Source organism: Niallia sp. Sow4_A1, assembly GCF_052116745.1.
GTDB classification, from domain to species: domain Bacteria; phylum Bacillota; class Bacilli; order Bacillales; family Cytobacillaceae; genus Niallia; species Niallia hominis.
Genome location: NZ_JBQKKM010000006.1, coordinates 1 through 21,453, shown reverse-complemented (window position 1 = coordinate 21,453; position 21,453 = coordinate 1). Strand labels below are relative to the sequence as shown.

General features: G+C 34.7%; 20 protein-coding genes and 1 other annotated feature. Of the genes, 19 read left to right on the top strand and 1 reads right to left on the bottom strand.

Going from position 1 to position 21,453, the window contains the following annotated elements; all coding sequences use genetic code 11:
- Positions 1 to 4 precede the first annotated feature (4 nt).
- The 19 genes from yqfD (at position 5) to ACTQ5K_RS04855 (ending at position 19,947) form a co-directional block, all read left to right on the top strand.
- Positions 5 to 1,198 (top strand): sporulation protein YqfD, encoded by a 1,194-nt coding sequence (yqfD, locus tag ACTQ5K_RS04945; protein WP_441993765.1) that lies wholly within the window; start codon positions 5 to 7, stop codon positions 1,196 to 1,198.
- Entirely contained in the window at positions 1,195 to 2,160 is a 966-nt protein-coding gene (locus ACTQ5K_RS04940; protein WP_031536604.1) for a PhoH family protein, read from the top strand. The genes yqfD and ACTQ5K_RS04940 overlap by 4 nt, the downstream gene beginning before the upstream one ends.
- A gap of 302 nt (positions 2,161 to 2,462) precedes the next feature.
- Positions 2,463 to 4,634, top strand: a complete 2,172-nt coding sequence (locus ACTQ5K_RS04935) for an HD family phosphohydrolase (protein WP_235247998.1) — start codon at positions 2,463 to 2,465, stop codon at positions 4,632 to 4,634.
- 12 nt (positions 4,635 to 4,646) lie between these two features.
- Positions 4,647 to 5,117 carry an rRNA maturation RNase YbeY gene (gene ybeY / locus ACTQ5K_RS04930; RefSeq protein ID WP_031536606.1) on the top strand — a complete coding sequence of 157 codons (471 nt, stop codon included), beginning with the start codon at positions 4,647 to 4,649 and terminating at the stop codon, positions 5,115 to 5,117.
- On the top strand, positions 5,095 to 5,493 hold the full coding sequence (locus ACTQ5K_RS04925; protein ID WP_031536607.1) for a diacylglycerol kinase family protein: 399 nt from the start codon (positions 5,095 to 5,097) through the stop codon (positions 5,491 to 5,493). The genes ybeY and ACTQ5K_RS04925 overlap by 23 nt, the downstream gene beginning before the upstream one ends.
- Positions 5,494 to 6,000: 507 nt before the next feature.
- On the top strand, positions 6,001 to 6,402 hold the full coding sequence (gene cdd / locus ACTQ5K_RS04920) for a cytidine deaminase (RefSeq protein ID WP_031536608.1): 402 nt from the start codon (positions 6,001 to 6,003) through the stop codon (positions 6,400 to 6,402).
- Entirely contained in the window at positions 6,392 to 7,306 is a 915-nt protein-coding gene (gene era, locus ACTQ5K_RS04915; protein ID WP_031536609.1) for a GTPase Era, read from the top strand. The genes cdd and era overlap by 11 nt, the downstream gene beginning before the upstream one ends.
- Positions 7,307 to 7,497: 191 nt before the next feature.
- Positions 7,498 to 7,641, top strand: coding sequence for a YqzL family protein (locus ACTQ5K_RS04910; RefSeq protein WP_065429142.1), 144 nt, complete (start codon positions 7,498 to 7,500; stop codon positions 7,639 to 7,641).
- A 33-nt stretch (positions 7,642 to 7,674) separates the two neighbouring features.
- Entirely contained in the window at positions 7,675 to 8,430 is a 756-nt protein-coding gene (gene recO / locus ACTQ5K_RS04905) for a DNA repair protein RecO (protein ID WP_251627503.1), read from the top strand.
- Between the two features lie 74 nt (positions 8,431 to 8,504).
- Positions 8,505 to 8,679 (top strand) — a binding site (T-box leader).
- Between the two features lie 113 nt (positions 8,680 to 8,792).
- On the top strand, positions 8,793 to 9,683 hold the full coding sequence (gene glyQ / locus ACTQ5K_RS04900; protein WP_031536611.1) for a glycine--tRNA ligase subunit alpha: 891 nt from the start codon (positions 8,793 to 8,795) through the stop codon (positions 9,681 to 9,683).
- Complete coding sequence (glyS, locus tag ACTQ5K_RS04895) at positions 9,676 to 11,742, top strand: glycine--tRNA ligase subunit beta (RefSeq protein WP_031536612.1); 2,067 nt, start codon at positions 9,676 to 9,678, stop codon at positions 11,740 to 11,742. The genes glyQ and glyS overlap by 8 nt, the downstream gene beginning before the upstream one ends.
- A 213-nt stretch (positions 11,743 to 11,955) precedes the next feature.
- The gene (locus ACTQ5K_RS04890; protein ID WP_035416268.1) at positions 11,956 to 12,606 is read left to right on the top strand and encodes a helix-turn-helix transcriptional regulator; all 651 of its coding nucleotides are present in this window, start codon (positions 11,956 to 11,958) and stop codon (positions 12,604 to 12,606) included.
- Complete coding sequence (locus tag ACTQ5K_RS04885) at positions 12,599 to 13,429, top strand: pyruvate, water dikinase regulatory protein (protein WP_031536614.1); 831 nt, start codon at positions 12,599 to 12,601, stop codon at positions 13,427 to 13,429. The genes ACTQ5K_RS04890 and ACTQ5K_RS04885 overlap by 8 nt, the downstream gene beginning before the upstream one ends.
- Before the next feature lie 493 nt (positions 13,430 to 13,922).
- On the top strand, positions 13,923 to 14,384 hold the full coding sequence (locus ACTQ5K_RS04880; RefSeq protein WP_031536615.1) for a YaiI/YqxD family protein: 462 nt from the start codon (positions 13,923 to 13,925) through the stop codon (positions 14,382 to 14,384).
- A 39-nt stretch (positions 14,385 to 14,423) separates the two neighbouring features.
- Positions 14,424 to 16,238 carry a DNA primase gene (gene dnaG / locus ACTQ5K_RS04875; RefSeq protein ID WP_251627506.1) on the top strand — a complete coding sequence of 605 codons (1,815 nt, stop codon included), beginning with the start codon at positions 14,424 to 14,426 and terminating at the stop codon, positions 16,236 to 16,238.
- 38 nt (positions 16,239 to 16,276) lie between these two features.
- Positions 16,277 to 17,401, top strand: coding sequence for an RNA polymerase sigma factor RpoD (gene rpoD, locus ACTQ5K_RS04870; RefSeq protein ID WP_016202990.1), 1,125 nt, complete (start codon positions 16,277 to 16,279; stop codon positions 17,399 to 17,401).
- Between the two features lie 170 nt (positions 17,402 to 17,571).
- Complete coding sequence (locus ACTQ5K_RS04865; protein WP_235248015.1) at positions 17,572 to 18,096, top strand: hypothetical protein; 525 nt, start codon at positions 17,572 to 17,574, stop codon at positions 18,094 to 18,096.
- A gap of 26 nt (positions 18,097 to 18,122) precedes the next feature.
- The gene (locus ACTQ5K_RS04860) at positions 18,123 to 18,845 is read left to right on the top strand and encodes a tRNA (adenine(22)-N(1))-methyltransferase (RefSeq protein WP_235248017.1); all 723 of its coding nucleotides are present in this window, start codon (positions 18,123 to 18,125) and stop codon (positions 18,843 to 18,845) included.
- Positions 18,832 to 19,947, top strand: a complete 1,116-nt coding sequence (locus ACTQ5K_RS04855; protein WP_235248019.1) for a Nif3-like dinuclear metal center hexameric protein — start codon at positions 18,832 to 18,834, stop codon at positions 19,945 to 19,947. The genes ACTQ5K_RS04860 and ACTQ5K_RS04855 overlap by 14 nt, the downstream gene beginning before the upstream one ends.
- Positions 19,948 to 20,279: 332 nt before the next feature.
- On the opposite strand, the gene ACTQ5K_RS04850 is transcribed toward ACTQ5K_RS04855, so the two are convergent.
- A complete protein-coding gene (locus ACTQ5K_RS04850) occupies positions 20,280 to 21,221 on the bottom strand; it encodes a 4-hydroxy-3-methylbut-2-enyl diphosphate reductase (protein WP_235248021.1) in 942 nt (313 codons plus the stop codon).
- Positions 21,222 to 21,453 lie beyond the last annotated feature (232 nt).

The following is a 21,453-nucleotide window of genomic DNA, read 5'->3' as shown; positions in this document are numbered from 1 at the left end:
AAATATGAAAAATCATTGGATAGAATATATAACAGGGATAATTACAGTGAAAGCTAATGGCAAAGGATTGGAACGCTTTTTAAATAGGCTATTAAAAAATGATATTTCTGTCTGGAACGTAAAGAAACATGGACCGCATGCTGTAACTTTTCAAATTAGTTTGAAAAAAGTTCACCGACTTCGTCATTTAGTGAGAGGAAGCGGAGTAAAAATAGAGTTTCAGCGCAGAGCTGGAGCTCCATTTCTATATAAAAGATTGTGGAAGAACAGTGGGTTTGTTATTGGGATTTTCCTCTTTCTTGGATTAGTTATTGCCTTATCAAATATGGTTTGGGGAATCGAAATTAAAGGAGCGAATCCAGCAACAGAATATCAGATACGTAAGCAGCTTGATAAGATGGATATTAAAATTGGGAAGTCTCAATTTTTTGCAAAAGAATTAGATGAAATCCAAGCGGAATTAACGAATAATATTGATGCAATTACATGGATTGGTGTGGAGCTAAAAGGGACAACTTATCATTTCCAAGTTGTGGAAAAAAATGAACCCGAGAAAAAAGAAGAAGTGGGACCACAAAACTTAGTGGCAACGAAAAAAGCGACAATCGTAACAGATTTTGTGGAATCTGGTACGAAACAATATACACTTAATGAAGTGGTAAGAAAAGGACAATTATTAGTTGCTGGCACAATAGGAAAGGAAGATCATACCAAAAATGTTTCTGCTAAAGGGAAAGTATGGGGCGAAGTATGGTATACGACAGAAGTAACAGTTCCTTTAGAAACAACGTTCCAAGTATTTAATGGAGAAGAAAAGCAAAAATTTTATATAAAGCTTGGTAAGTGGAATATCCCAATATGGGGTTTTGGGAAAATGGAGTATAAGGAGTATGAAAAAGAGGAGAATGAAACGAACGTTAAGTTTTTTAAATGGGAGTTACCAATTAAGGTTGTCGATAAAACGTATCGAGAAAAGGAAATCGTAAAAAGAGGATATAGTGAGAAAGAAGCTGTAAAGAAAGGAAAGGAAGATGCGAGGAAGGATATATTGAAACGAATTGGTGAAGATGGGAAAATTAAGGAAGAAAAAATTTTACAACGCGATATAAAGAATGGTAAAGTAAAACTAAATATAGCTTTTACAACAATAGAAAACATTGCGAAAGCACAACCTCTAACTCAAGGAGATACAGAATGACAGAAGATTTAAAAACGATGAATGTTAAATTGAAAGATCCAAACGAAGCTATTGCTTTACTTGGTAATGGAGATAGCAATCTGCAAGTACTTGAAAAAGAATTAGATTGTAACATCGTAACAAGAGGAGAAACGCTGCTTGTTTCTTCTGAAAGTCCTGATTCGATAGAGCTTGTTGGAGAAATTGTTGAGAAACTTTTACAAGTCATCCGAAAGGGTGTGTCAATTAGTCAACGAGACGTGATATATGCGATTTCTTTGGCAAAGAAAGGGACACTCGAATACTTCGGGTCATTATACGATGAAGAAATAGCCAAAACGGTTAAAGGAAAATCCATTAGAGTAAAAACGATTGGTCAAAGTGAGTATATCCGATCTATTAGACGAAATGATTTAGTGTTTGGTATTGGTCCTGCAGGTACTGGGAAGACGTATTTAGCCGTTGTAATGGCAGTAAATGCTTTAAAGAGCGGTAAAGTGAATAGAATCATATTAACCAGACCTGCTGTTGAGGCTGGCGAAAGCTTAGGGTTCTTGCCGGGAGATCTTAAAGAAAAAGTGGATCCGTATTTACGTCCGTTATATGATGCACTGCACGATGTCCTTGGTATGGAGCATACAACACGTTTAATTGAACGAAACACGATTGAAGTAGCCCCACTCGCATATATGCGTGGTAGAACATTGGATGATGCATTTGTTATATTGGATGAAGCCCAGAATACAACCAATGCACAAATGAAAATGTTTCTAACAAGACTTGGATTTGGTTCCAAGATGGTGATTACTGGTGATAAAACACAAATAGATTTGCCAAAAGGTGTCAAATCAGGTTTAGTGGTTGCAGAACAAATTTTGCAAAAAGTGAACGGAATAGGTTTAGTACAATTAGAAGAGAGCGATGTTGTAAGACATCCGCTAGTTGGAAAAATTATCAATGCATATGGAAAGCAGGAAAATTAACATTCAAAGGGGCAATCTCATTACTTAGGGGATTGTTCTTTTTTTATTTGTTTAAGTTTTAAGAAACATGAATTATTTCGAAAAAGGGTGAAAACAATCGAAAAAACTGTTATCATTTTACATATCATAAGTTTTTTTCTAATGCGATAGCGGCTTTACTTATCTATATAGAAAGTGCAGGTTAAGCCTCAAACCAACTGCATAGTAAGAAGTTACAACTAGATAGGTTAAGGATGAAGAAATAGGTTCAAGATGAGAATATGAAAGCAAATCAACCTATTTTTTAACGATAGGAGGTAAATATGAACATTTGGCAGAGAATAAGTAATAATTTAATCAAACTAATGAATATCACTTTTTTTAAAATAACTCTTTTTGTTCTTATTGGTGTCATTTTATTCTTTACCCTCTATGGAAACGTAAAGCCAGAAAAATTAAATGTGCAGCTTTTTTCTGTAGCAGATCAAACGATTCGTTCACCAATAACGGTAGAAGATAAGGAAAGTACGGAGAAAAAGAAAGAAGAAGCGAAAAACCAGGTACAGGATGTATATGTTGTAAATAAGGAAATTGCACAAAATCGTGTCGATTTAATATCTTCCATATTTGATTCTGTTACAGAAGTAAATAATGAAGTAGAGAAAGAATTAGAAGAAAAACGAAAAAAAGCGGAAGAAGACGATAAAGATAAGGAGTCAATAAAAGAACCAACTGTTGATGAAAAGCTCGAGTTGCTAAAAGGAAAGCTAACAAATGAAGTAACGAACGAAATTATGGATCGATCTTTAAAATCCCTTATTCCTTATTCAGAAGATCAATTAGAAATAGCAAAAGATATTACAGTTACAGCAATACATACAGTGATGAACGGAAAGATTCCGTCAGATGAAGTAGAAAATGCTAAAAAAAGAGTAGAGGATATTTTAAAAGTCAATGATGGTTTGACATCTGATTTGAAGAGCGCAAGTATTGATCTAGGTAGGTTTGCAATCATTCAAAATGAGTTCTATGATCCGACAGCAACAGAGGAAATGCGTCAACAAGCAGTGGATAATGTAGAGTCGATAAGGGTCCTTCAAGGGCAGGTTTTGGTGGAAGAGGGACAATTGATCAGCAGAGAAATTCAAAGACAGCTTGAACTTGTTGGTTTGTTAGATAGTGATAATTCGATTCAACCATTTATCGGTCTATGTATCATTATTTTAGCAATACTTTCGTTGTTATATTTTTATATATTTAAAAGAACAACAAAGGAAACGGAGAAAAATATTCTATTCTATTTAATGTTCTTTATCATATTAAGTGTAACCATCGTACTGATGAAAACAATAAGTGTATTTCAGCAGTTTGAATATACGGAAATCGGGTATATTTTTCCGGCGGCGATGGCGGTTATGCTAATAAAAATATTAATGGAAGAAAAATCAGCCATTTTGGTAACGATTATCCTTGCGATATGTGGAATGATTATGTTTAATGAAGGGGTCGCTGGAACTTTTAATGTAGGCATGGGTATTTACATTATCGCAAGTGGTTTAGCAGGAATACTCTTTCTAAACAAAAGAAATCAACGTACCAATATTCTTTATGCAGGATTCTTTATTTCTTTCATCAATATTGTTACCATATTAGCGATATTGTATTTGCAAAATGGTCATTATGGTGCAAAGGAATATGGTGTTTTTATATTGCTGGCAATAATTTCAGGGATAAGTTCCGCTGTTTTAACGATTGGATTTCTTCCTTTCCTTGAAACAGGATTCGGTGTTCTTTCTACAATCAAGTTAATTGAGCTATCAAATCCAAATCATCCGCTTTTACGTAAAATTTTAACAGAAGCGCCTGGCACCTATCATCACAGTGTTATGGTTGCTAATTTAGCGGAATCTGCCTGTGAAGCAATTGGAGCTAATGGTTTACTAGCGAGGGTGGGCTGTTATTATCATGATATAGGTAAAACAAAAAGACCACACTTCTTTATTGAAAATCAAATGAATATGGGAAATCCCCATGATCGTATTCCACCACAGGCAAGTAAAAATATTATCATTGCCCATGCCACAGATGGCGCTGAATTGTTAAGAAAATACAAGCTTCCGAAGGAAATAGTCGATATTGCGGAACAGCATCATGGAACTTCGTTATTAAAATATTTTTATTTTAAAGCAAAAGAAAAGGGTGGAGAGGTAAATGAAAGTGATTACCGTTACCCTGGCCCAAAGGCACAGACAAGAGAAGTAGCCATTATTGGGATTGCAGATAGTGTGGAAGCCGCAGTTAGAAGCATGAATGCTCCTACAACAGACCAAATTGATTCTTTAATTAAAAACATTATCTCTGACCGTTTGCAAGATGGACAATTAGACGAATGTGATTTAACATTGAAGGAATTAGATATTGTTCGAAATACATTGAGCGAAACACTAAAAGGGATTTTTCATTCACGAATCGAATATCCTGAAATGAAAAAGTAAAGGAAGTAGAATATGAATTTAGAGATTGATTTTATTGATGAAACGGAAAAAATAAAGGAAAGTGAAATAACCAAAATTCATGAACTTCTTCAATTTGCAGCGAAAAAACAAAATCTGCAGGGAGAGATTGAGTTGTCAATCACTTTTGTCCATAATGATCAAATTCAAGAAATAAATAAGGAATATAGAGAAAAAGACCAACCAACAGATGTTATTTCTTTTGCACTTGAGGAATTAGGAGAAGGGGAGACACCATTAGTTGGCGAAGGACTTCCTAGAATGTTAGGAGATATTGTCATTTCCATTGATAAAGCGGAGGAGCAGGCAAAAGAATATGGTCATTCTTATATGCGAGAACTTGGATTTTTATCTGTTCATGGATTTTTGCATTTATTGGGATATGACCATATGACAAAGGAAGAAGAAGAAGTAATGTTTACTCTTCAAAAGGATATTTTAGATGAATTCGGATTACAAAGATAAAAGAATTCGCAAAAACAGTCAATTATCCTCCTTTCGCTTAGCTATATCAGGAATATTAACCGCTATTAAACAAGAAAGAAATGTAAAGATTCATTTGGTTATTTCGATTTTTGTCATTGTATTAGGGATTATAAATGATCTCTCAAAACAAGAGTGGCTGTTTATTGCTTTTTGTATTGGCTTAGTAATAAGTTTAGAACTAATAAATACAGCCATTGAACGCGTGGTAGATCTTGTTACCGATAAATACCATCCATTGGCAAAAGAGGCTAAGGATATAGCTGCAGGTGCTGTATTTGTAGCAGCGATTCTTTCTGTTATAGTCGGTGGAATCATTTTTATTCCAAAAATAGTGGAAGCTATTACGGGCGGCTAAAAAAATAAAAACAGAGTGGTTATCTAGTAAAACTAGACGAAAAATAGCTAAAGAATGCATTTGGCTTTTGGTCTAGTTTTTTTGATAGCCTTTTTGTTTTAGGCTTTTAATAAAGATATTGCTATAGACAAATACAGGCAGTAAAATTCTAATACTTGGCCATCTAGCCAAAACAAACAATAAGCGACAAACTCCTTACTTCTGCCCCTTTATTGTAAATACAAATTAGTATATAATTTTAAGACAGTACATAGTAAATAGGGTCAATTGATACGAAAGTTTGTAAACGTTGATACTTTTCTTTAAAATAATTTGAAGGCTAATATATTCCTTCTTACAAAGGGATAACTAAATGTAAGATATTATTTTAAGATAAAGCTTTACTAAAAAAAATGGTAAGTGAGTCGAGACAATTGACAACTCGCCGCCATTTAAGCGTCTATTTATACACCCAAATGTTAACTGCAAAATGGAAATAAAAAACTGCAAAGGAAAAGAGGGGTTTACATGAAAAAAGAACTTCTAATAGAAGAAGCTAAGCTTGCTCGTGAGAAAGCATACGTTCCCTACTCGAAATTCAAGGTAGGTGCGGCGCTTCTTTCCGAAAATGGAACCGTTTATCATGGTTGTAATATTGAAAATGCAGCCTATAGTATGACAAACTGTGCGGAAAGAACAGCCTTGTTTAAAGCGGTATCAGAAGGTGATACTAGCTTTAAGAAGCTTGTCGTTATTGCTGATACAGAGGGACCTGTTTCTCCTTGTGGGGCTTGCAGACAAGTAATTTCTGAGCTGTGTCCTAAAGACATGGAAGTAGTATTGACAAATTTAAAAGGCGACATACAAACATTAACTGTGGCAGAATTATTGCCAGGAGCATTTTCACCGGAGGATTTACATGAACATTAATAACCAATCAGAGCATAAATCAGGATTTATATCCATTATCGGAAGACCAAATGTAGGAAAATCTACGTTTTTAAATCGCGTAATTGGCCAAAAGATTGCCATAATGAGCGACAAGCCACAAACGACGAGAAATAAAGTTCAAGGTGTATTAACAACAGATGATTCCCAGCTCATATTTATTGATACACCTGGAATTCATAAGCCAAAGCATCGACTTGGTGATTTTATGATGAAGGTAGCCCAAAATACGTTGAAAGAAGTGGATCTAATCCTCTTCATGGTTAATGCGGAAGAAGGATTTGGAAAAGGCGAAGAATTTATTCTTGAAAAATTCCAGACAGTTAAGACGCCGATATTTTTAGTGATTAATAAAATTGATACAATTCATCCAGATCAATTATTTTCGATTATTGAATCATATAAAGAAAAATATCCATTTAAAGAGATTATTCCTATCTCTGCTTTAGAGGGAAATAATGTGGAAACATTATTAACGCAAATAAAAAAATATTTGCCAGAAGGACCACAGTTTTATCCGGCTGATCAAGTAACCGATCATCCAGAACGCTTTATTGTTTCAGAATTAATAAGAGAAAAAGCACTTCATTTAACAAGAGAGGAAATTCCTCACTCCCTTGCAGTCGTCATTGAGAAAATGGAGAGAAAACCAAACGATGTTATTAATGTAATGGCAACAATCATCGTTGAGCGTGATTCTCAAAAAGGGATTATTATTGGTAAACAAGGAAGCATGCTGAAAGAGATTGGAAAAAGAGCGAGAACAGATATCGAAAATCTTCTCGGAAATAAGGTTTACTTAGAGTTATGGGTAAAGGTGCAAAAAGATTGGCGTAATAAAATGACACAGCTCCGTGACTTCGGCTTTAGAGAAGACGAATATTAATTAGTTGTTTTTTTAGCGAATAGATATATTTTACTCGACCTGCAAAAACCGTCATGGTTTGAATTCATAGGTATTAAAAAATTATACATGCGATCAATTAACAATATTTTCGTCTCATGATTTTATAAAGACAGGCTATGATAAGATTAAAGTTATAAACAGCTAGTTAAAATCGAAAGGTGGGGTTTTACATGTTAGACTTTACCTGGAAAGTTTTTTCCAAAACAGGTAACATTGATACTTATCTACTCTTTAAAGAATTAGAAAAGACTAATCATGAAATACCAGGAATGCAAGAAGAGGAACTAGCAGAACTTGATTATCCCATCTCATAGCGCTGTCCTTATAGTAAGGGATGGTGAATGGTGATGCTGGAAAAGTGTGAAGGAATTGTTATTAGATCAATTGACTACGGTGAATCAAATAAAATTGTTACTCTCTTTACAAGAGAATGGGGAAAGGTTGGGGTTATGGCAAGAGGTGCAAAAAAGCCAAACAGCAGACTTTCTGCTGTAACCCAACCTTTTGTCTATGGCTATTTTCTCGTTCAGCGTAGTAGTGGATTAGGTCTTTTGCAGCAGGGCGATATTATTTCTAGCATGCGTGGATTAAAAGAGGATATTTTTCTTACCGCATATGCAAGCTACATAGTAGAGCTTACTGACAAATGTACAGATGAAAAAAAGCCAAATCCTTTTCATTTCGAATTATTATTTCAAACTTTGAATTATATGAATGAAGAATTTGACCCGGAAATTCTAGTGAACATTTATGAATTAAAAATGTTAAACGGTTTGGGGTTATATCCAACATTAGATCGTTGTGTTTTTTGTGGAGCAACAGAAGGCCATTTTTCTTTTTCCATACGAGAAGGAGGATTGGTCTGCCATCAATGCTTGGAAAAAGATCTATATCATTATAAAATTTCTCAGGCTACTGTGAAGCTTCTCCGGATTTTTTATTATATGGATATATCTCGACTAGGAAGTATTTCAGTAAAAGATACGACAAAGAAAGAACTTAGTATGATTATTGATGCTTATTATGAAGAATATTCAGGGTTATATTTGAAATCTAAAAAGTTTATCCAATCCATGAAAAATTTGGGAGATGCTTTTACATAATAACTAAATTTTGATTCCAATTGGTTGCAAGGTTGACAATCAAAAAAAATTTCGCTATTATTCATGTAAATAAGAGTGTTGCGTTGAAAAGAAAGTAGTACTTATTTCTCCTCATGAAAAGCGAGCTTGGGATAGTGAAAGCCAAGTGCATGAGTATTAAGGAAGGCGTTCTTGGAGCAACTGCGTATGAAAGTGGCTGTATGTATACAGCAAATAGGGTGGAACCGCGGGTTAACTCTCGTCCCTATGTCAAAAATTTGGCATAGAGACGAGAGTTTTTTTGTGTTTCTAAATTTAAAAGGTCTCGGCTAAAGTTTCTATGCTAAATAATGATTTATCAATTTCGGAGGTGTATTTAAGCAATGAATATTCAAAACATGATTTTAACATTGCAGAAACATTGGTCAGATTATGGTTGTATTTTGATGCAGGCATATGATGTGGAAAAAGGTGCAGGAACAATGAGTCCTTACACTTTTTTAAGAGCGATAGGTCCTGAGCCTTGGAATGTGGCTTATGTAGAGCCATCGAGAAGACCTGCTGATGGAAGATATGGTGAAAATCCCAATCGCCTATATCAGCATCATCAATTTCAAGTTATCATGAAGCCATCGCCAGATAATATTCAAGAACTATACTTAGATTCTTTAAAGGCACTAGGCATTAATCCACTTGAGCATGATATCCGTTTTGTAGAGGATAACTGGGAGAATCCTTCTCTAGGCTGTGCTGGTCTCGGATGGGAAGTATGGCTTGATGGCATGGAAATCACACAATTTACTTATTTTCAACAAGTTGGCGGTATTGAATGTAAGCCAGTATCTGTTGAGATAACATACGGGATTGAACGATTGGCATCATACATTCAGGATAAAGAGAATGTTTTTGATTTAGAGTGGACAGATGGGTTTACAATCAAAGATATTTTTTATCAACCAGAATTTGAACATAGTAAATACACATTTGAAACATCTGATACAGAAATGCTATTTAATTTATTTTCCATTTATGAAAAAGAAGCACATAGACAAATGGACGAGGGTCTAGTACATCCTGCTTATGATTATGTATTAAAATGCTCTCATGTTTTCAATCTATTGGATGCTAAAGGGGCTATTTCTGTTACGGAAAGAACGGGATATATTGGAAGATGTAGAAATTTAGCACGTAAGATTGCCAAAACATTCTACGAAGAAAGAGAAAAATTAGGATTCCCAATTTTAAAAAGCAAGGAGGGAGAAAGTCATGAATAAAAGAGACTTGTTATTGGAAATTGGTTTAGAAGAAATGCCCGCTCGCTTCATCCCTGCTAGCATAGAGGCATTGAAGGGAAAAATGGAGTCATGGCTTAGTGAAAAGCAATTAGGCTATACTTCTGTTTATGCATTTTCTTCTCCTCGTAGATTGGCACTAGTTGTTGCTGGTTTAGATGAATCACAGCAAGATAGGGAAGAAGAAGCAAAAGGTCCTGCCAAACGAATTGCGCAAAGTGATAACGGAGAATGGTCTAAGGCAGCTGCTGGTTTTACTAGAGGACAAGGTTTAACAGTAGAAGATATATATTTTAAAGAAATAAATGGTGTAGAGTATGCTCACGTTAAAAAGTTCATAAAAGGACAACAAACGAGTATGTTATTGCCTGAATTAAAAGAATTGATTTTAAGCTTAACTTTTCCAAAAAATATGCGTTGGGCAAATAATGACTTACGTTACATACGCCCAATAAAATGGCTAATCGCATTATTCGGCGAGGAAGTAATACCTTTTTCTATCGCCAATGTAGAAACTTCCAATAAATCTCTCGGTCATCGCTTCCTTGGTGGAGAAATTGTTTTCAACAATCCATCTGATTATGAGAAAAAAATGTTAGCTCAGTATGTAATGGTTAATGCTGACGAACGTAAAGAGGCTATTGTTTCTCAAATTAAAAAATTAGAGGAAGAAAATAATTGGGTGATTCCAATCGATGCAGATTTATTAGATGAAGTAACCAATTTAGTTGAATATCCAACTACATTATTTGGTACTTTTGAAGAGTCGTTTTTAGAATTGCCTACAGAGGTATTAATCACTAGTATGAAGGAACACCAACGCTATTTCCCAGTGAAATCAAAGGAAGGAAAGCTGTTGCCATACTTTGTCACTGTTCGTAACGGTGATCATCAACATTTAGAAAAAGTTGCAAAAGGAAATGAGAAAGTTCTTAGAGCAAGACTTGCTGATGCAGCATTCTTCTATAAAGAAGATCAAAAACTAGTAATTGATGATCTTCTTAAAAAGTTGGAAACGATTGTTTATCACGAGGAAATCGGCACTTTAGCAGAAAAAGTTGCTCGAGTGCGAGCAATTGCCGCTTCCTTATCTGAAAAGCTAAATTTAACAAAAGAAGAACAACAGGATGTTGATAGAGCAGCACAAATTGCAAAGTTTGACCTTGTTACCAATATGGTTTATGAATTCCCAGAACTGCAAGGATTAATGGGAGAACGGTATGCTTTGCAAAAGGGAGAGAAAAAAGTAGTAGCTGCTGCGATAAACGAACATTATATGCCGCGCCATGCGGAGGATGAAACAGCTAAGAGTAATGTAGGGGCAGTCCTGGCACTTGCTGAAAAACTAGATACGATTGTCTCATTCTTTAGTATTGGCATGGTTCCGACAGGATCACAAGACCCTTACGCTTTAAGAAGACAGGCAACAGGAATTGTGCAGACGCTCATTGATAAAAACTGGAGTATATCCATTGAGAGCTTAGTCGATCTCACCATAAATGCAATGTCACATTCTTTAAAAGTAGCTGGTGAAGAACTAGTTGATTCCGTTCTTTCATTCTTTAAATTGCGTGTGAAGCATATTTTACAAGAAAAAGGCATTCGTTATGATATGATTGATGCCATATTAGCAGAAAAAATTGGTGGAGCAGCAAGTGTGTTAAGAAAAGCAAGCGTTCTTGAGCTTCGCAAGGGAGCTGCCGATTTTAAAGAAGGAATTGAAGCCCTAAGCAGAATCATCAATATTTCTAATAAGGTAACAACAATTTCCCCGGTTGATCCAAGTTTATTTGAAAACGAATATGAACATGAACTTTATAATCGTTTTCAAGATGTAATGGAAAAAATAAATTCAGAGGTAAATGAAGAAGAATATTTTGATTTATTATTCTCCTTAAAAGATGCTATTTCAGCATACTTTGATCATACTATGGTTATGGCTGATGAAGAAAAAGTGAAAGAAAATCGATTAAATCTGATGGTGGAAATAGCTTCCTATATTAAAGGATTTGCAAGTGTAAACGAAATAATTGTAAAGTAAGAATTAAATTGTTTTAAAAAGAGCTAGGCAGGGCCACCCCTACCTAGTTTCGTTTTGTAAGAATTTAATGGCGTGATAAGGAAAAGAACGAGCAAATGTTTTAAATATTATAGATAAAATAGATAACTTTGGATTCTTTTTCTTTTGATTCCGCCTATTTCGTATATAATAGTTAGTAGATATCGTTACCTAAATGAAGGTGGTGAATAGGAGATCGAACTGAACAAACGGCAAGAAAGAATAATTGAAATAGTAAAAGAGAGTGGCCCAATTACAGGTGAGCATATTGCAGATAAATTAAACTTGACAAGGGCAACCCTTCGACCTGATTTAGCGATATTGACAATGGCGGGCTTTTTAGATGCCAGACCTCGAGTAGGATACTTCTATACGGGAAAAAACTCGGAAAGACAAGTAATCGATAATATACGCAATATATTAGTGAAGGATTATTATTCACATCCAGTTGTGGTTCATGAAAATTCCTCTGTATATGATGCAATCGTAATTATGTTTACAGAAGATGTTGGAACCATTTTTGTCGTTGATGAGAACTCCACATTAACAGGAGTTGTTTCTCGTAAAGATCTATTGCGAGCAAGTATTGGTAAACAAGAGTTAAATTCGTTGCCAGTTGCGATTATTATGACAAGGATGCCGAATGTCACGTATTGTTTTGAAGAGGAAATATTAGTAGATGTTGGCTGTAAATTAATGAATCGAGAAATTGATGCACTCCCAGTTGTAGAAAAAACGGAGAATGGTCTTCTTGTAATAGGAAGAGTTTCGAAAACTAATATTACTAGAGCGTTTGTAGACTTGTCTAATAATCGTGATGGAATTGTGGAGGAACAAAATGACTGAAAGACAAATTATATATGTTGTATCTGATTCGGTTGGTGAAACAGCTGAACTTGTAACAAAAGCAGCAATCAGCCAATTTTCCGGCCACAATGTTAATGTGCTTATAAAAAGATTTCCTTTTGTAGAGGATAAATCAAACATTCATGAAGTAGTAATGCAAGCAAAAGAAGAGCATGGAATGATTGCCTATACACTTGTTAAACCAGAAATCCGTAATTATATGAGTGAGCTAGCTCGGCAAGAAGGAGTATATGCATGCGATATAATTGGACCAATTATTGATCAGTTTCAAGTGTTATGGGGAAAGACTCCACTTTATGAACCAGGACTTGTTCGGAAATTAGATGAAGACTATTTTAAAAAAGTGGAGGCAATAGAATTTGCTGTGAAATATGATGATGGCAGGGATCCGAGAGGTTTAGAGAAGGCTGATATCATATTAATTGGTGTTTCGAGGACTTCTAAAACACCACTTTCCCAATTTTTAGCCCATAAAAGAGTCAAAGTAGCAAATGTACCGATTGTGCCAGAGGTAGACCCGCCAAAAGAGTTATTTGAAGTACCGGCGAGTAAATGTTTTGGTTTAAAAATAAGTCCGACAAAATTAAACAATATTAGAAAAGAGCGCCTTATTTCTCTTGGATTAAGTGACAAAGCGAGTTATGCGCAAATTGAAAGAATAAAAGAAGAGCTAACTTATTTTGAGGACATTGTGAATCGACTTGGCTGTCCAGTTATTGATGTTACAAATAAAGCAGTGGAAGAAACAGCAAATATTATTCACAGTTTGTATTATAGATCTAAGTATAGCACAGACAGATAACTGCTTGATATTAGTGAGATTAATTGGTAAAAGCTTGATTCTCATAGTGGAGAATCAAGTTTTTAATTATGAAAAACTTGTGTTTCAATAATTTTCAAGTGAACTATTTCTCGTCCTATTTAAATGGCCGTTTCTAAAAATGGTTGTGTTCATAAAATAAATTAGCAAAGATAATTTCTATTTAATAAAATTAATTTAATGACCTATCTTAATTTATTTTTTGTATGTATTTTGGTTCTAGTATGGCATAAAAGGAATAATTATAGATAAAAAAAGATGGAATTTCAAGTGAATTTATACTATAATAAAAAATTGTGATAAAAAAGTATCATGTTTTAGGTTTAGACTTGGCTTTTTACGAATAAACTATTTATTGTGAGAAGTCAAGGAAAGGGATAAAAAAATTTTCGACATTACTTCTTTCGTGAAAAAATTATTTAGGAAGAAGGAATATGTGGAGTGATGTAGAATTAATAGTACATTAGGGAAACATATGGTATATGTTGATGCTGATTCCTGTCCTGTAAAAGAAGATATTGTCGAAATAGCTTCTTATTATCATTATGAATTGCTATTCGTTGCATCCTATGCACATATGATGAAAGAAAATGACGAACAAAAGTGGAAGTATGTGGATAGCGATAAAGAAGCTGTAGATTTATTTATTATGAATGCTACCAAAAAACAGGATATTGTCGTCACTCAAGATATTGGCCTTGCCTCTACGTTATTGTTAAAGCAAGTTACTGTCCTCTCCCCTAGGGGCGTAATATTTGAGGAGAAAACTATAAATACTGCACTTGATATGCGATATTTATCTGCTAAGGCAAGACGAAAAGGGGTATATGGGAAAGGGCCAAAACCTTATACAGAAGAGGATCGCCAAAAATTCAGAAGAAATTTTATAAGGATTTTGTCGAAAGTTGAAGGAGAATCGATTGGTTACGTCGAATAATTCTTTAAAGTAGGCAATAAGTAGGGAGATGTGTAGATAATGGTGGCGCGCATTCCTGAAGATAAACTCAATGAAATCAAACAGGCTACTGACATTGTTGAAATCATTGGAGAACATGTATCCCTTACAAGACAAGGGCGCAATTTTATCGGTCTTTGTCCTTTTCACGGCGAAAAAACACCTTCTTTTACTGTATCGCCAGATAAACAGATATTCCATTGCTTCGGCTGTCATGCAGGTGGAAATGTATTTACTTTCCTTATGGACTTAGAAGGCTCTTCTTTTGTAGAAGTTGCATCAAGTTTAGCTGACCGTGCGAATATTGAATTAGGTATCGAAGTGTCTGAGCTGGAAAGAAAACCAGCCATTCCAGAAAATTTACAGCAAATGATTGATGCACATGATTTATTATCTAAATTCTACCATCATTTGCTCGTAAACACAAAGGATGGTCAGCATGCATTAGAATATTTGTCTAATAGGGGCTTTACTTTACCTATCATTGAAAAGTTCCAAATAGGCTATACACTTAATTCCTGGGATTTAGCTGTGAAGTTTTTAGGGAAACGTAAATTTGATGTTTCGCTATTAGAAAAAGCTGGTTTGATTGTAAAAAGTGAAAGGGATGAGAAATATTTTGATCGTTTTCGCGATCGAATAATATTCCCTATCTATGATCGAAATGGTAACACAATTGCGTTTTCTGGACGTGCTTTAGGGGATAATAATCCCAAATACCTTAACAGTCCAGAAACTCCAATTTTTAATAAAAGCAATACACTTTACAATTTTCATAAAGCAAGGCCTATAATACGAAAGCTTCAACATACCGTTCTTTTCGAAGGATTTGCAGATGTTATAGCTGCAACAAGAGCGGGAGTTGAAAACAGTGTTGCGACAATGGGGACCTCCTTAACGGAGGAGCATATCACAATTCTAAAAAGAAACGCACGAAATGTAACGATTTGTTATGATTCTGATTCAGCTGGGATAGAAGCAGCCTTTCGTGCAGGACAGCTTCTTACAAAGGCTAATTGTGTTGTAAAAGTAGTGATGTTACCAGATGGAATGGACCCAGATGATTATGTGAACAAATTTGGGGAAGATAAATTGCAACAGGAAATACTTCATGGAAGCATACCTTTCATGGGATTTAAAATGCTTTACTATCGAAGAGGGAAAAATCTTCAAAATGAAGGAGATAAACTCGCTTATATAGAAGAAGTAATAGGAGAAATTGCTAAACTGGAGAAGGCGGTAGAAAAAGACCTTTATTTACGACAGATAGCAGATGAGTTTTCTCTCTCTTTAGAGGCATTAAAGCAGCAAGAGATGCAGATGGAACAATCAGTTCCAAATGAAAATGCTGTTGAAAAAAGTGTAGTTCCTGTCAAACAATACACGGTTAAAAAACGGGCAACTGGATTATTACCAGCATATCATACTGCGGAAAAAAGACTGCTTGCACATATGTTTAAAAGTGAGGATATTGCCTACAAAGTGCAAGACTCTTTACAGGGAAAAGCATTTAATATTGATGAACACCAAGCGATCTTTACTTATCTTCTTGCTTATTATGAAAAGGGTTTTGGTAACGATACAAGTTCATTTATGAATTTTATTGACGATCCAGACTTACAACGGATCGTAGCTGAAATCGAAATGATGGAAGTGAATGAAGAGGTAAGTGAAGTAGAAATTAGTGATTATATGAAACAAATCATTAATTATGAGAAATTGCTTGAAATAAAGGAAAAGAAGCAAATGCTGAAAGATGCAGAACGTCAAAATGACTATATAAAAGCTGCTCAAATTGGCATGGAAGTCCTTTTATTAGAAAAAACGTTAAAATAGTATATTATTGTCTTGATTTTTTGGAAGGAGGGGGACATATGGCTGAGAAGTCTGCCCGTTCAAAAGAGATTGAAACGGAATTAACCCTTGATCAGGTAAAGGAACAATTAACAGAAGTAGGTAAAAAAACGGGTGTGCTCGCATATGATGATATTGCTGAGAAGTTATCCAGTTTTGAATTAGATTCTCACCAAATGGATGAGTTTTATGAATTTTTAGGTGATCAGGGAGTCGAATTAATCGGTGATGGTGAAGAAGAAGCACCGAATGTCCAAGAGCTTGCAAAAGGGGAGGAAGAATTCGATTTAAATGACCTAAGTGTTCCCCCAGGTGTAAAAATTAATGATCCAGTTCGTATGTATTTAAAAGAAATTGGAAGAGTAGATTTACTTTCAGCAGAAGAAGAAATTAATTTAGCAAAACGTATATTACAAGGCGATGAAGAAGCGAAACGCCGTCTTGCAGAAGCTAACTTGCGCTTAGTTGTAAGTATTGCTAAACGTTATGTTGGACGTGGAATGCAGTTCCTTGATTTAATCCAAGAAGGAAATATGGGTTTAATTAAAGCTGTTGAAAAGTTTGATTATGAAAAGGGATTTAAATTTAGTACGTACGCAACATGGTGGATTCGTCAAGCAATAACTCGTGCAATTGCGGACCAAGCGAGAACAATTCGTATACCTGTTCATATGGTTGAAACCATAAATAAATTAATTCGTGTGCAACGTCAATTACTACAGGATCTTGGCCGCGAACCAACTCCTGAAGAAATTGGAGAAGACATGGATTTATCACCAGACAAAGTAAGAGAAATTTTAAAAATAGCGCAAGAGCCTGTTTCTTTAGAAACACCGATTGGTGAAGAAGATGATTCTCATTTAGGCGATTTTATTGAGGACCAAGATGCTACTTCTCCTTCAGAGCATGCTGCCTATGAATTACTTAAAGAGCAATTAGAAGACGTATTAGATACATTAACAGATAGAGAAGAAAATGTTTTAAGATTGCGCTTTGGGCTTGACGATGGCCGTACACGTACACTTGAAGAAGTAGGAAAAGTATTTGGTGTAACACGTGAAAGAATTCGTCAAATTGAAGCAAAAGCTTTAAGAAAGTTAAGACATCCAAGCAGAAGCAAACGATTGAAAGATTTCTTAGAGTAAGTAGCTTACGGCTTAGTAATCTTCAATATGATTCCATAAAGAAATAGTTTACTTCCTGTATGAAGTGGCTATTTCTTTTTTTTCAGTTTTAGAAATGTTAATGCGCTTTTTTCACTTAGTTATTACTTAAATAAAAGGAAGTGATGCTAAAGATGCAAGACCAGAGAAAAATGATTATTGTAAAGGAAATAGCTTATTGGAAAGAAAATAAAATGCTTCCAGAACATTATTGTGATTATTTACTCACATTGTATACAGAAGGAAATGGTGTGGAAGAAAGTCAGGTAAAGAAAGAAGGCAAAAGCATCTTATTCATTTTTTCCCTTTTATACTTTTCTTTCATTCCAATAACTATATTTTTATTATATTTTACTGAATTGTCTTTCATTTTGCAAATGGCTATTTCACTAATTTTTCTGATTTTTTGTTTTGTCGGTATTTTTTTGTATAATAAAAATGAGTGGAATGTAGATATACCAGCCACTGTTGCAGCAATTATCATTCTTTTGTGTAGTGTAGTTTTTGGTTTGAAATTTTTTTCTAATGAAATAATATTTTTATATATCATTTTATTCCTTAATTGCTTATTTTGGTATTTATGTGGAAAGAAATATAAATTATTATATTTTACGATTTCCGCATTTATTGGGACCTTTCTCCTGGTGATACTTCTTGTATCAAAGTATTTGCTTTAACTAGAATTTGAAATGTGGTGTTAGTAATGAATACAGATAAATTATCCAAACGATTAGAAACCGTTGCAAAATACATACCTAAAAATGCAAAATTTGCAGATATTGGATCTGATCATGCGTATTTGCCATGCTATATGGTGAAAAGAAATAATGTTCGTTTTGTCATTGCAGGAGAAGTGGTTGATGGTCCTTACCAATCTGCTGTTAAACAAGTAAAACAGGAAGGATTGTCTTCAAATATTTCTGTAAGAAAAGGAAATGGCTTAGAAGTAATCGAACCAAATGAAGTGGATTGTGTAACGATTGCTGGCATGGGTGGAACATTAATCGCAACAATTTTAGAGAACGGCAAGAATAAACTAAAAGATTCTGTTCAAAGACTGATCTTACAGCCTAATGTTAGTGCATCTTCCATTCGAGAGTGGCTATTGAAAAATGATTGGATTTTAATAGATGAAGAAATTTTGGAGGAAGATGGAAAAATATACGAGGTTTTGGTAGCTGAAAAAGGGGATTCCCGCCCATTGTATGAATTAAATAAAGAGAAAGCATTATTATTTGGACCATTTTTAATGAAAGAAAAAAATGCTGCCTTCGTTAAAAAATGGACACATGAGAAAAAAAATTGGCAGAGAATACTTACAAATTTGAAGTCTGCACCTGAATCAGAAGAAAATACGCAAAAAAGTAAAGAGCTAGAGAGGAAGATTAAATTAGTGGATGAGGTGATAACGAATGAAGACAATTAATGGTTATGAAATAATTTCATTGTTTGAACAATTCTCCCCTAAAGCATATGCAATGGAAGGCGATAAAATAGGGTTACAAGTAGGAGATCTAAGCAGACCTGTTAAGCGTGTTATGGTAGCATTGGATGTTCTTGATGAGGTAGTGGAGGAAGCAATTTCAAAAGGAGTGGATTTAATAATTGCTCATCATCCACCCATTTTTCGTTCTTTATCTAAAATAACGATGGATAATCCATCTGGAAGATTAATGCATAAATTAATTAGACATGATATTACAGTCTATGCTGCTCATACAAATCTTGATGTCGCAAAAGGTGGGGTAAATGACCTTTTAAGTGAGGCTTTAGGATTACAAGATGCTGAAGTATTAGTTCCAACCTATGAGGATAAATTAAAGAAATTAGCTGTTTATGTACCTAAAAATTATGCTGAACAGGTGAAAAAAGCTATAGGTGATGCAGGTGCTGGTACACTCGGAAATTATAGTCATTGTATTTTTTCGACGGACGGTATTGGTGAATTTCAACCGTTAGAAGGAGCAGACCCATACATTGGCAAGGTAAATAAATTAGAGCATGTAGAAGAAGCAAAAATAGAATCAGTTTACTTAGCTTCCAAAGAAAAGAATATAGTAAAAGCGATGATTAAAGCCCATCCCTATGAAGAGGTTGCTTATGATATCTATGATTTACAAATAGAAGGGGAGCAATTAGGCTTAGGTAGAATAGGTAAAGTGAATGAGATGACATTATTAGAATTTGCTAATCATGTCAAAGAAGTTCTTGAAGTTGACCGGGTACGCGTAGTCGGAAATTTAGATGCGAAGGTCAAAAAAGTGGCAGTCCTAGGCGGAGACGGTAATAAATATTATTCCCATGCTTTAAGGAAAGGCGCCGATGTTTATATTACAGGAGATATGTATTATCATATTGCTCATGATGCTGACGCTTTAGGATTAAATATTATTGATCCAGGACACAATGTAGAAAAAGTGATGAAGGCAGGAGTGGCAAAGGTTTTAACGGAAATGTGTAAAGACAAAGGCTATGAGGTGGAGATTTTTCCTTCCGTTATTCATACAGATCCGTTTACTTTTATATAAGGAAGATTTTAGAGATATAAAAGCAGGCAAACTTTAATGGAGTTTGTCTGCTTTCTTTGTTCAATTGGAAAATGAATGATTATGAATTTAAAATTTAATAACCGAAAAAGCTCACACACTTAGTCAAAGAAATATGTTGTGGGAAGAGTTGTGTTTATCTAGTAAATGAAAACCAAAAGCAGAAGCTTGGATGAGAAAAGTGGACATCATCAAGGGAATGAAAACCAAAAGCAGTAATTAAGAAGAGAAAAATGGCGTTCATCAACCAAAGGAATAATAGCAAAAATTAGAAAAACAAGCGTCCCACTTTATAGTGAACGCTTGTTTCAATATTATTTCACCTTTACTTTTGGCAAGATTTTATTTAAAGGAACTTTCTTTTCCAATTGCCATGTGCTTTCATCTGCAGGATCATATTGATCTAGAAAATTAATAACCTCTTTCGTAATCGGGGTTGGTGTCGATGCTCCTGCTGTAACGGCAACACTGTTTGCATCTTTTAGCCACTCAAGCTTTAGTTCCGAAATGTCTGATATACGATATGACTTTGTATCGGCAATTTCTTCAGAAACTTGGGCTAAACGATTGGAGTTATTGCTTTTGGGATCTCCTACAACAATTAATACGTCTGCTTCTCCAGCTTGTTTAGCAACTGCTTCTTGTCTTACTTGTGTAGCTAGGCAGATTTCTTTATGAAATTCAGCATGTGGAAATTTATCTTTAATGCTTTCCATTAAATCAGCTACATCCCATTGACTCATCGTTGTCTGGTTTGTAACAAGAATTTTCTCCCTATTAATCTCTAATCTGCTAATATCATCCTGCGTTTCTACTAATGAGACAGCATGTGGAGCCACACCAACGGCTCCCTCTGGCTCAGGATGACCTTTTTTTCCTATATAAATAATATAGTAACCTTCTTTTTCCTTTTCTCTAATTAAATCATGGGTTTTAGTTACATCTGGACAAGTTGCATCCAATGTAACTAATCCCTTATCTTCCGCTATTTTACGTACCTCTGGTGATACACCATGTGCAGTAAAAATTACTGTACCCGAGTTTACTTTTTCCAATATTTCTTTTCGATTTTTTCCATCTAATGTGATAATGCCTTCTTCTTCAAATGCATCTGTAACATGTTTATTGTGAACAATCATTCCAAGAATATAGATGGGACGAGGCAGTGTTTTATCTAAAGCAGCATTTCTGGCAATTACCATTGCATCAACAACACCGTAGCAATAACCTCGAGGTGCGATTTTTATGACTTTCATTCTCCGATTCCTCCTGCAAGATACTTCTACTAACAATATATTAAGTAATAGGTACGATTATTTCCACCAATAATATAACATGTTTATTATATAAAACATAAGAGCTGTTTACAAAGTATAAGAGAGTATAAAATATTTTGTGTAAATGAAAATTTCCATGTAAAAAGGAAGACCTTCTCTTGGTAGAATTAAGTCACCACAACCAATCCTAGAAAAGAGGTCTTCCCTATGA

What these genes read in the sequence shown, in the direction of transcription:
- yqfD (WP_441993765.1), top strand. Translation starts at nt 5, where the DNA reads ATGAAAAATCATTGGATAGAATATATAACAGGGATAATTACAGTGAAA.
- ACTQ5K_RS04940 (WP_031536604.1), top strand. Translation starts at nt 1,195, where the DNA reads ATGACAGAAGATTTAAAAACGATGAATGTTAAATTGAAAGATCCAAAC.
- ACTQ5K_RS04935 (WP_235247998.1), top strand. Translation starts at nt 2,463, where the DNA reads ATGAACATTTGGCAGAGAATAAGTAATAATTTAATCAAACTAATGAAT.
- ybeY (WP_031536606.1), top strand. Translation starts at nt 4,647, where the DNA reads ATGAATTTAGAGATTGATTTTATTGATGAAACGGAAAAAATAAAGGAA.
- ACTQ5K_RS04925 (WP_031536607.1), top strand. Translation starts at nt 5,095, where the DNA reads ATGAATTCGGATTACAAAGATAAAAGAATTCGCAAAAACAGTCAATTA.
- cdd (WP_031536608.1), top strand. Translation starts at nt 6,001, where the DNA reads ATGAAAAAAGAACTTCTAATAGAAGAAGCTAAGCTTGCTCGTGAGAAA.
- era (WP_031536609.1), top strand. Translation starts at nt 6,392, where the DNA reads ATGAACATTAATAACCAATCAGAGCATAAATCAGGATTTATATCCATT.
- ACTQ5K_RS04910 (WP_065429142.1), top strand. Translation starts at nt 7,498, where the DNA reads ATGTTAGACTTTACCTGGAAAGTTTTTTCCAAAACAGGTAACATTGAT.
- recO (WP_251627503.1), top strand. Translation starts at nt 7,675, where the DNA reads ATGCTGGAAAAGTGTGAAGGAATTGTTATTAGATCAATTGACTACGGT.
- glyQ (WP_031536611.1), top strand. Translation starts at nt 8,793, where the DNA reads ATGAATATTCAAAACATGATTTTAACATTGCAGAAACATTGGTCAGAT.
- glyS (WP_031536612.1), top strand. Translation starts at nt 9,676, where the DNA reads ATGAATAAAAGAGACTTGTTATTGGAAATTGGTTTAGAAGAAATGCCC.
- ACTQ5K_RS04885 (WP_031536614.1), top strand. Translation starts at nt 12,599, where the DNA reads ATGACTGAAAGACAAATTATATATGTTGTATCTGATTCGGTTGGTGAA.
- ACTQ5K_RS04880 (WP_031536615.1), top strand. Translation starts at nt 13,923, where the DNA reads ATGGTATATGTTGATGCTGATTCCTGTCCTGTAAAAGAAGATATTGTC.
- dnaG (WP_251627506.1), top strand. Translation starts at nt 14,424, where the DNA reads ATGGTGGCGCGCATTCCTGAAGATAAACTCAATGAAATCAAACAGGCT.
- rpoD (WP_016202990.1), top strand. Translation starts at nt 16,277, where the DNA reads ATGGCTGAGAAGTCTGCCCGTTCAAAAGAGATTGAAACGGAATTAACC.
- ACTQ5K_RS04865 (WP_235248015.1), top strand. Translation starts at nt 17,572, where the DNA reads ATGATTATTGTAAAGGAAATAGCTTATTGGAAAGAAAATAAAATGCTT.
- ACTQ5K_RS04860 (WP_235248017.1), top strand. Translation starts at nt 18,123, where the DNA reads ATGAATACAGATAAATTATCCAAACGATTAGAAACCGTTGCAAAATAC.
- ACTQ5K_RS04855 (WP_235248019.1), top strand. Translation starts at nt 18,832, where the DNA reads ATGAAGACAATTAATGGTTATGAAATAATTTCATTGTTTGAACAATTC.
- ACTQ5K_RS04850 (WP_235248021.1), bottom strand. Translation starts at nt 21,221, where the DNA reads ATGAAAGTCATAAAAATCGCACCTCGAGGTTATTGCTACGGTGTTGTT.